The organism is Prevotella sp. TF12-30, assembly GCF_003436715.1.
Lineage (GTDB): Bacteria > Bacteroidota > Bacteroidia > Bacteroidales > Bacteroidaceae > Prevotella > Prevotella copri_A.
In genome coordinates this window covers 21843-32271 of sequence record NZ_QSQJ01000034.1, presented here as the reverse complement: position 1 = coordinate 32271, position 10429 = coordinate 21843, and the positions used below count along the sequence as shown (strand labels likewise).

At 39.4% G+C, this 10429-nt stretch carries 11 protein-coding genes and 1 pseudogene; 10 read left to right on the top strand and 2 right to left on the bottom strand.

Annotation, left to right across the window (positions count from 1 at the left end; translation table 11 throughout):
- From DXD25_RS12005 to DXD25_RS11970, 9 genes and pseudogenes are all read left to right on the top strand, one after another.
- Positions 1–852 (top strand): dTDP-glucose 4,6-dehydratase (locus DXD25_RS12005; RefSeq protein ID WP_117663728.1); only part of this gene is annotated, 852 nt, incomplete at its 5' end.
- Between the two features lie 149 nt (positions 853–1001).
- Positions 1002–1166 (top strand): hypothetical protein, encoded by a 165-nt coding sequence (locus tag DXD25_RS16715; protein ID WP_158556334.1) that lies wholly within the window; start codon positions 1002–1004, stop codon positions 1164–1166.
- Positions 1167–1241: 75 nt separating this feature from the next.
- Entirely contained in the window at positions 1242–1853 is a 612-nt protein-coding gene (locus tag DXD25_RS12000; protein WP_117663714.1) for a hypothetical protein, read from the top strand.
- On the top strand, positions 1843–2196 hold the full coding sequence (locus DXD25_RS11995) for a hypothetical protein (protein ID WP_117663713.1): 354 nt from the start codon (positions 1843–1845) through the stop codon (positions 2194–2196). The genes DXD25_RS12000 and DXD25_RS11995 overlap by 11 nt, the downstream gene beginning before the upstream one ends.
- A 130-nt stretch (positions 2197–2326) precedes the next feature.
- A pseudogene (locus tag DXD25_RS17555) lies at positions 2327–2611 on the top strand (transposase); the annotation flags it as partial.
- 275 nt (positions 2612–2886) lie between these two features.
- Entirely contained in the window at positions 2887–3933 is a 1047-nt protein-coding gene (locus tag DXD25_RS11985; protein ID WP_117663711.1) for a ComEC/Rec2 family competence protein, read from the top strand.
- The gene (locus tag DXD25_RS11980; protein ID WP_117663710.1) at positions 3930–5060 is read left to right on the top strand and encodes a serine protease; all 1131 of its coding nucleotides are present in this window, start codon (positions 3930–3932) and stop codon (positions 5058–5060) included. Before DXD25_RS11985 ends, DXD25_RS11980 begins: the two co-directional genes overlap by 4 nt.
- Positions 5057–5506 (top strand): hypothetical protein, encoded by a 450-nt coding sequence (locus DXD25_RS11975; RefSeq protein WP_117663709.1) that lies wholly within the window; start codon positions 5057–5059, stop codon positions 5504–5506. Before DXD25_RS11980 ends, DXD25_RS11975 begins: the two co-directional genes overlap by 4 nt.
- Entirely contained in the window at positions 5490–7574 is a 2085-nt protein-coding gene (locus DXD25_RS11970; protein ID WP_117663708.1) for a hypothetical protein, read from the top strand. The genes DXD25_RS11975 and DXD25_RS11970 overlap by 17 nt, the downstream gene beginning before the upstream one ends.
- 219 nt (positions 7575–7793) lie before the next feature.
- Here the strand turns inward: DXD25_RS11970 and DXD25_RS11965 are convergent, their stop codons facing one another.
- Both DXD25_RS11965 and DXD25_RS11960 read right to left on the bottom strand, forming a co-directional pair.
- The gene (locus DXD25_RS11965; RefSeq protein WP_117663707.1) at positions 7794–8201 is read right to left on the bottom strand and encodes a putative toxin-antitoxin system toxin component, PIN family; all 408 of its coding nucleotides are present in this window, start codon (positions 8199–8201) and stop codon (positions 7794–7796) included.
- Complete coding sequence (locus DXD25_RS11960) at positions 8182–8508, bottom strand: type II toxin-antitoxin system RelB/DinJ family antitoxin (RefSeq protein WP_117663706.1); 327 nt, start codon at positions 8506–8508, stop codon at positions 8182–8184. Before DXD25_RS11960 ends, DXD25_RS11965 begins: the two co-directional genes overlap by 20 nt.
- A 334-nt stretch (positions 8509–8842) precedes the next feature.
- Between DXD25_RS11960 and DXD25_RS11955 the strand changes: the two genes are divergently transcribed.
- Positions 8843–10411 carry a DEAD/DEAH box helicase gene (locus DXD25_RS11955; RefSeq protein ID WP_117663705.1) on the top strand — a complete coding sequence of 523 codons (1569 nt, stop codon included), beginning with the start codon at positions 8843–8845 and terminating at the stop codon, positions 10409–10411.
- The last annotated feature ends 18 nt before the right edge of the window (positions 10412–10429 follow it).

Here is a 10429-nt window from a genome sequence, read left to right as displayed (position 1 = left end):
GATCCATTCACTTTTGCTCATACCAACGTGATGGGTACCCTGTCTCTGCTTCAGGCGGCAAAGATCTACTGGGAGAGTCTTCCTGAGGGATATGAGGGCAAGCGTTTCTACCACATCTCTACCGATGAGGTTTACGGTGCATTGAAGATGACTCACCCTGAGGGCGTTCCTGCTCCTTTCACCACCAAGGCATCCAGCGGTAAGAACCACGAGGCTTACGGCGAGGAGTTCTTCGTAGAGACTACCAAGTACAATCCTCACTCTCCATATTCTGCATCCAAGGCAAGCTCAGACCACTTCGTCCGTGCTTTCCACGATACATACGGTATGCCTACCATCGTAACCAACTGCTCTAACAACTATGGTCCATACCAGTTCCCAGAGAAGTTGATTCCGTTATTTATCAACAACATCCGTCATCGCAAGCCATTGCCTGTATATGGTAAGGGTGAGAATGTGCGCGACTGGTTGTATGTAGTGGATCATGCCCGTGCCATCGATATGATTTTCCACAAGGGTAAGATTGCCGAGACTTACAACATCGGTGGTTTCAACGAGTGGAAGAATATTGATATCATCAAGGTGGTTATCAAGACTGTTGATAGATTGCTCGGTAGAAAGGAAGGCGAGGATATGGATCTCATCACTTATGTAACAGACAGAAAGGGTCATGATATGCGTTACGCCATCGATTCTAGAAAGTTGCAGAAGGAATTGGGTTGGGAGCCATCTCTCCAGTTTGAGGAGGGAATCGAAGAGACCGTAAAATGGTATCTTGAAAATCAGGAATGGATGGACCATGTTACTTCTGGGGAGTATCAGAAGTATTATGAGAATATGTATGGTAAGTAAGCCCCACCTGTCCCTCCCCTGCGGGAGGGTCCTTACCCTATACCCAAGCCCTAAATCCCTACCATAGGGATTAGGGATGTAACCGCCCTCCGGTGCTCGGAACCGCTGCGCTATAAGGTTGGCGGGGGCATCAAAGCCATCGCCATGTTTTGCGGGATGGGACCGCCTGGGGAAAGGTGGGGGGAGGCTGGGTATTGCCTTGCAGTAAGGCATGGTGGCAACGGATGGTGATAGAACTGGGATTGTCAAGTGGTTACCTCATGGTTGGCTTGCTTTTCCCAGCCAAGTTTATCGCAGAAAGAATCTTCGGATAGTCTTGTAAGCCCAGTGAATGGGCGCAAAGGTAATGAGAATTTTCAAAGTGCCAAAGAATATAATAAGGGAGTTATATGGAAAAGAATAATCAAACAAAATCAGTCTTCACGATTAGCGGTAGGCATAGGTTTGTGGCTTGTGTCATTCTTGTGATTCTTGTGTCTTGTGCAACATTTGCTTATCTTTCCTGTTGTTATAAGCAGGCGCAAAATGATATTGTGGCTTTGCAACGGAAGGATGCTTGGGTGTTTGAGCAGGTCTTAAACGGCAGTAAGAATGTGAAGAGTAAGAGTTCTGGTAATAGTGACCAGCTTCAAGCTTTGCTTGATAAGCATCAAGAGCGTCAAGAGGCTCTTTTGCATTTGGAATACAATAAGCTACAGGCGGATTTTAATGTACTTATGTTTGCTGCGAGCTGCCTAATGATCATTTTCTTGGTGTTCTCGTTATATTCTATCTTCAAGACCGATGAAATGCTCAATAAGGCTGAAACTGAGGCAAAAGGCATTCATAAGTTATTGGATGAGGCAAAACAGACTACTGAGACTATAACCACTCAGTGTCAAATTATGATGGCGCAACAAAAGGGGCATGGGATGAGACCACCATCACCAGTTCCTCCTCTTGCGCCTCAAACGGATGACGTACATTCTAATGATATGGGAGGGGGAAGAGATGATAGCTGATGTTAGAAGAGCTGTTGCCGTAGCTTCTTATGTAATGGTGACAAACAGAGTGGCTTCAAGTGTGTTTGATTTTACCAATGGTGGTTATCATCCGATGAGTGTTTCGCATACTGGCAATTTCTTGTCAGTATATGATTACCAGAGGAGTAATTATCTCTCTGGTTATCTCCCTAACCTCTTTGATTACTCTACTGCCTCTTATGTAAACATGATGATGTCTGGCAATACCATCAATGGCTTTGACTATCATACCGCCACATATTTCTCAGTTACGGTAAATGCCGGTAATGTAACCATCTTCGATTACCAGATGGCGCAGTATTATATGTATTCGGTGAATTGAAATGGAGTTTCTGTATAATTATTAATAATGAAAGTTGATATGGATGCATTTGATGAAATATTGAATAAACTGCCATCTGGTATAGGTGGTTCTACTGCGGATATATAAATATATATAGGTATGTTGCTGGTCGCACGTTAGAAGACTGTTTGTCTCGGCGAGTCGTGACTACAAGGATACCTTGGCACAGGCATTCATAGACTTGATCGGTATATTATATAAGGTCGAAGTTGAAAATCAAGTATTGGGTCGCACAGAAAAAGAGATAGTCAAGCATCGAGGTGAGGAATCCCTACCAGTTTTACACGACCTCTATCAGCAAGCGACGGCACTGTTGAAACAGTTTGAGAAAAACGAGATTAAGCTCTCTGCTAAGTTGCAACAAGCCTCAGTGAGCAGGGTGCCAGAGTTATAGCGACCTTCCTTACTTTCGTTGAAACCTGCAAGCTAATGGCAATGGCTCCACTGGATTTCTTCAGGGGATTCTTTGACATGATTGTAGCTGGAAGAAGGGATTATGCCTTGATGACAGAGGCACTTTTAGTTAAACCTATTTAAAAATCAGAAAAGTCCAATTTCTTATAATACCCTGTATCCCCAGTAAACACTGGGGATGGAGTTGTATTGTCATAGGGGTTGGATGCTTACTAATCAAATGTTTATAATGGTGTATAATTTAATAATTAAGCAATGTCTTTGTCTATAGAAATTCTCAAAGCTTCTTATGGAGACTCTTTTATTCTATATTGTGAAGATAACGGAAAAAGGGGTACTGTTGTCGTTGATGGTGGTCCGAAAAGTACTTCTCTTCAAATTGTACGTAAATTGCGTTCAATAGGGTGCATAGATTTGATGGTTCTTTCTCATTTCGACCATGATCATATAGCTGGTCTTTATAGGTATATTTGTACTTGTATTTCTGATAATCCATTTCCTGTCAAGGAAATATGGTGCAATTGTGCGCATCAATTGAATGCTCCGTCTATAGATACCAGAATTTCTTATTCTGAAGCTCATGATTTGGCTTCTGTTTTGCAAAATATAAGAGGGCTAGAATGGAAGGAAAATATTTCAGATGGATTAGTACGAGATTTGGGCTTTTGTAGAATTAATGTAATATCTCCAACAAAAGATGATTTGGAGCGAAATCTGAAAGAGTATGAAAAGGCGGAGAATGAACATGGTGAAGACAGTAGGGTAAGGGTTTCTCTTAATAGGATTATAATCAACCAGCAACAGTCTTTGGAAAAATTAGCTTTTAATGATACACCAAAGGTATCTGTAAATAAAGATTTGATAAATAAAGCTTCTATAGCATTTATTCTGGAATGTGATGGTAAGTCTATCCTGATGCTGGGAGATGCTAGAATGGAGAATGTTGTGGCATATTTGAAAAATAAGGGATATTCTTCTACGAACCCATTATGTGTTGATTGTATGAAGGTTTCACATCATGGAAGCCGGAATAATATCTGTGTAGAACTGCTTGATATGATTAAGTGCGATAAATTTATCATATCTACAGATGGGGGTACTGGTAACTCTTATCATCCTGATAGAGAAACTATAGCGAAAATATTATGTCATCCGTGTAGAAACTTTAATGTTAAAAGACATTTGTATTTTAATTATACTTTGGAGAAGATAATGGAAAGGGTTGGTGATTTTATCCAACAAGATGAGCTCTCTAAATATAATTTTGATGTTCATGATAATGTAAGCAGTTTAAAGCTATGAGAGATGAATGGAATTTCTTAGAGATGCAGCATTTTGCTGTGAAAATTGTGTGCAGAAAAGATTCTGGAGAAACTAATACAGGTTCCGGTACTATTGTCGTTGATAATGGACATTTTTATGTATTGACTGCAGGGCATTGTATTTGTTACCAGAATTTTGATAAGTATCTGCCATTTACTCCCAAAGAAATATCTATAGTTCAATATTCTGAGTCTATAGAAAAGGTACATAAGGTGTTGGACATTGTGAAAAGTGATACTGGAGAAAGTGATTATGCTGTATTGGAGATAGAGAAGATTGAAGACGGATTTGATTATGCAAAAAAAGTGAAACGTGCAAAAATGATAGTACCGAACGATACTTTCCTGTTTGTAGGTTATACTAAAGTTGCTTCGAAAGGTAGGCTTTTCTCTGTATCTAAAGTAGGTGATCATTGCTTGCATCTTTCGAATCTGCAAATCGACGGGCAGGTTTGCTCTGGTGAGGAACTTAGTCGTGGATGTTCTGGAGCAGGTATTTTCTTGTATAGACATTCCAGGTATTATATGTTGGGTTATCTGACTGATATTCGTGATAATTCTGCCGCATATAGTGATTTTCTGTGGAAGGATGAGGAAAACTTTAATGAAATAATATCGGATGATAGCAGGGATGATATAACTGTTGATTTGATTAAAAAATGGGATGAATATGATGAATTGGATATAGAACAAGAACAAATAGATAAATTTCGTGAAGAAAACTCTGAATGGATGGATAATCTTAGACGCAAATGTGCTGTCCTGTATCCAAATGAGGTCGATAGCAAAGTAAAGATCTTTATTGATGATTATATTCGTGGTGAGGGGAGTTTTCAATGCATAAAAGATAGTAATCCTGCTTTTGATGGCGATTTACAAAAGTTAATGAAAAGAGAATTTGATAAGAGAACAAAAAGAATGCCGACTATTTATGAATCCTCAACGTCAGCCCGGCAAGATTTCTTAGGCTTGGCTGATTATTTGACAGGAAAAGTAAAAGCTAAATTCCCCGAAGATAGTGAAGAATTAGATTTGTCTTCTTCCTATGTGGATTATCAACTTGCATCCAGATTGTTGAATTGTTCTTTGAAATTTACAAAGTTATGATAGAGTTTATTTTTTCGGAAAGACCTGTTGAGCGTAGAGTTGAATTATCTCCAACTTTCATAAGATTGGCTATATTAACAATTTTAGATAAATATCCTAGTCGGAATTTTTCTATTTCACAAATCCAAGTATATCTATGGGGACTGTTATCACAGTATAATATTCAAAAATTATATATATTGAAAAAGAAAGGAACGATAGATGTTATACCTATATATGATGTTCCAGAGTTGGATACTATTATGGGAGAACTTTATGTCAATCATGTTATCAAAATGAATGGTGCTAAGTTTCAGATAACCTCAGAAGGACAACAGTTGATGTATCATTTGAAAAATGAGGATTTAGTGATAGAATTGAAGAAATCAATTTCTCCAATAGGCTATTTGGGAGAAATGGTATTAAACAATATTAATTTGAGTCTAAGTTATGCTGAATTTTTGTAAGTTAGAAGTGCATATCAAAGCTTATTGTGGAGACTCTCCTGGAGATATAAGAGACTTTGGTAGAATAGTGAAATTAGATAAAGGCTTGAATGTCATTATAGGTGACAATACGAAAGGAAAAACCTCCCTTGCTTCGTGTTTCTATTACATTTTGGGTATGGAGGAATTGATGTCACCCAAACGTGATATAGGTTCTCTTGATAGATGCCTAAAAGATAGTTTTATATGGCGTGATCCTTCCACAGGCAAGGAAAAGACATGGAATGTGGATTCTTCGTATGTTGAGGCTGAAATCACAAATGGCTCTGACCAGCGAGTTCTTTTGCATAGAGACATAAAAAATGATGCGATAAACGTGAACAAGATATTTATATCTAATTGGAATAACGAAAACTGGGAACATCCAAATGAATATTTTTTGCATTCAAGGGATGATAATAATCAATCTATAGATTTCGCTTTTTACGGGTTCATTGCCAACTTTGCGGGAATAGAACTGCCTACGGTTCCTGTAAGAAATAGTGATAAGGAATCGGTTTTGTACCTACAAACCTTATTTGCCTTATGTTATGTGGAGCAAACAAGAGGATGGGCAGATTATTTTGCTACCATAAAAGGATATAATATATTAAGACCCAAGCAGCGCATTATAGAATACGCAATGTCATTAGCTATTGATGCAGAGTATGAGACTAAGCAGAAACTGAAAGAGAAAAGAGACAACGATAAGAACAAGTGGTCTCTTGAAGTGAAAAAACTAAAGGATATCTTGGCTTGTAATAATTTTGAAGTGTTAGACTTGGAAGATAATGTTGAAAAGCAGAAGAATAATATAGATACCCTAAAGATAGAGTATATAGGAAAGAATGGACTTGATATCGATCATCGTTTGTATGAATTGGAAGAAAAAATAAAGACTTTTGAACTAAACAAAGGAGAAATTTTACAAAAGCGTACTCCTGAGGATAGAAAATTGATTGAGACATATCAAAAACATAAGCAAATCTATGATGACTTTTGTCATAAGATGGCTATAGATAAGCGTAAACTGGATGTTATAAATCAAAAATTGTCAGCCTTGGAAAATGAGCATAAAAGAATTGCAGGGTTAAACAAGGTTGACAATGTCTTTACGACATTACAAGTGACTGTTTGTCCAACATGTAAGCAGACTTTACCTATAGGCGAAGAGATCCGTGGAAAAGAACTAGAAAAGGCTCAGCTTATTGAATTGGATAAAATGATAACCAATAAAAAGAAGTTCTTGAAGGTCCTAAAAGAAACTACGGAGAATAATTTGCAGCAAAAACAACTGCATCTCTTATATATTGAAAAATTGTTATCACAAGATAAGACACTTGTAGAACAATTACATAATGAGTCTTATTTCTCTTCTTCGGGTATTTCTGAAATAGAAATAATGGAAGTGGCTAAACTAAAATTAGAGTTAGAGCAGACTAGGGTATTGCAAAGCAAAATAGAGGCTTCACATAGAAGATTGGAAAATATTAAAGAAGAATTTGAAGAACACGATAAGGCTTATAAGTCTTTGAATGATAATGAGCGAATGGGGATAGAAAATTCTCTGGCAAAATTTGAAATTATATTTAAGGAATATCTAATGTCCTATGAATATAAGAGTAATTATAGAAACCAAATATATTTAGAGTTAAACAGGTCATCATCTTATCTTTATTTTCCATTGGTACAGATGCAGAATGATTGTTCAGAACAAATACGTTCCGTTTCGTCTGCTTCTGATTTCATACGTTCTATATGGGCTTATTATCTAGCCCTTCTCAAAGTAGGTTATAAACATCCTGGATTTGTAATCTTTGATGAACCTTGTCAGCAATCTATGGACGAGTCAAGTTTAAAAAAACTATTTGAGTGTAGTTCTAAATTTATGGATAGACAAGTCATCTTTTTCTGTTCTTCACAGCCTCATACTGCGGAGAATAAAGATGGTGACAATGGGAATATCATAGAGGATATTATTCAAAATATGCCTAACAAGGCTATGATTAATGCCATAGAGTTTAAAGATAGAGCGATAGATTTAATCTGATTTTCTTATAATTTGAACAATATAATGAAATTTATAATTTAGTTGATAAAATGTTGGCAATGTGAAAGTCATGTAATCATCAGTATATCACCATTACAACGTAAGGTATTAATAGTGCTCAAACAGTACCGTTTGTGGTACTATAATGATACCACCTCGTTAGCGTGGTTACAGGTGTCGCCTACTACGAGAGCTGGCGACACCTACTGTAATGACAGCTTATAGTTCGTTGTCTAGGATTTCCATCATTTCTGCAGCTGTAATCACCTGCGGTTCTTTTGGAAAGTGTTTGAGATTACCAGTTACCAAGAAGGAGTCTTCCTTGCTCAGGCACACTTCGTAGAAGACTCGGTCATCCTCATCTGGCATTTCGCCATCATAGGGAAAACGGGATGAATCAATGCCGTTTTCCTTGACATGTTCTATAACAGTGCTGATTTGTTCTTCTGATAACTTGAATTTTGCACGATGAAGCACTTCATCGTATTCTTTTATAATGTCATCATTATATAAAGGTATAATACGATGAAGGAGCAAATTTTCTAGAACTCTAGCTGTTGAAGCATTTGAGTTGTGAGTGATAAGGGCTGATACAAATATGTTTGTATCAATGACTGCATATACCATTGCGTTCTTTTCTTAATCGTCTGACTTCTCTGATTTCTTCATTGATTTCATCAAGCGTGAGCTCTGGGGTTTCACCTCTTTCTGCTTTAGCTCTAAGTTGCTTGAACGCAGCCTTTGCTTTCGCAGTCACTTTATCTTCTTCTTCATTTTTTGCCTGAATGGAGAATGGAATGCTCTTACTGCGAATTACTGCCTTTACAAAGATGTTGATAGCGGTATTCGCACTCATACCGAATTGCTCGCAGAGTTTATCAAACTGTGCTTTCTGCTGATTGTCCATACGGACTGTCATTGCTGTCTGTGCCATAAGCCGATAATTATAAAGTTATACATTCTGACTGCAAATATACATCATAATGGCGTAAAATGGTGCAAGATGGCTTATAATTTAATAAAGATTAAACTTTAGGATGTGACCGCCCTCCGGTGCTCGGAACCGCTACGCTCTAAGTTGCTTGAACGCAGCCTTTGCTTTCGCTGTCACTTCATCTTCTTCTTCATTCTTTGCCTGAATGGAGAATGGAATGCTCTTACTGCGTATTCTTGTCTCAAAATTAGGAAAATGATGCCGCCGTGCAAAGTTACAATATTTTTTTGAGATATGCAATACGGAATTGAACGGATACTTACATTTCTTTTGAATGAAGAAAATCAAGCTTTATGATTATCAGCAGAAAATGCTGGAGGAAATCATCAACGTGCTGACCACGAAGGAGATAACCCGTTACCGAAAGAAAAAGGGGTATGAAGAAGGTAACTCGGTCGTCGTGCAGATGCCTACGGGTACGGGAAAAACCTACGTGATGGCTTCGGTGGTGAAATGGTTTCTGGATAATTACGAGAAGGGTGAGGTGTGGATTGTTGCACACCGCCGTGAACTGGTAGAACAGATGCAGCAGACACTGGACAGATTCTGCCTGGACTATGGGGAGAAAGAAACGGTACTGAAAGCCAAAGTAAGAATCCGTGTGCTCTCTATCCAATGGCTCGGCAGGCATATCGGGGATTTGAAAAAGGCGGATTGCATACCGGGGATGATCGTGGTGGACGAAGCTCATCATGCCCTGGCACGCTCTTACAAAGATCTGTTTGACCGAAACAGGGATGCTTTGAAACTGGGAATGACAGCAACGCCTTGCCGTATGAAGAGGGAGTCGTTCGGTATGCTGTTTGAGCGTCTGATAAGTTCTCCATCTACCAAGGATTTCATCAAACGTGGGTATCTGGCACCCTATGACTATGTGGTCATCGGACAGTTCTCGCAAGACCAGCTGACCATCAACTCTTTGAAAGGACGTGGCAGTGATGGTGACTATTCCATCAAGGAGATGGATGAGAAACTGAATGTGCCTCAATCCATCAAGCGACTGTATGAGAGCGTAGTGAAGCATGCCGACGGAAAGAAGGGTATCGTATATGCCATTGACATCGACCATGCCCAGATGATTGCCTCATATTACAAGGCAATGGGTATCAGGGCGGTGGCTCTGGACAGCAAGACTCCTGCCAAGACCCGTCAGCGAATGGTGGAGGCATTCAGAATGGGTGACCTGGACTGCATGGTGAACGTGAACCTCTTTGATGAGGGGTTCGACTGTCCGGATGTGGAGTATATCCAGATGGCTCGTCCTACACTCTCGCTAGCCAAGTATCTGCAGATGGTGGGGCGCGGGTTGCGCATCAACCACAAGCAGAAGGATAAGGTATGCATGATCATAGACAATGTGGGTAACTACCGTAAGTTTGGTCTGCCTGACAGGGAGCGGAACTGGGCATCGATGTATGCCGGACTGAGAGCCGGAAAGGGAACCATTCCGCCTTCTGCCAAAAAGACAAAGGGTGTGATCGTACCCAACAATGACATGGTATTTGTGGCGCAGTATGACAAAAAGAAAACGGAGCTTAGCAGCAGGCAGCGCTATGAATATCTGCAGGATGTGAAACCCTTTGAGAAATCTGGAAGATGGGGACTCCGTGTGGGGGATGACATCATCCTGCAACCGGTATATAGGAAAATCCATGATTTTATAGGTGGTTTTGCCATCTTTGAGATTGCTCCCAACAGGGTGGGGATCCTGATCAGGAACGGCAAGGTGTATTATCCTGCAAATTATCAGGAAATCAAAATCCTCTCCGGCAATCGTGCCTTGCTTACTGAGAATGTCATCCATACCGAAGAGGTGAAACTGGATACGAAATGGGGATATTAACATATAGCACCGCATAAC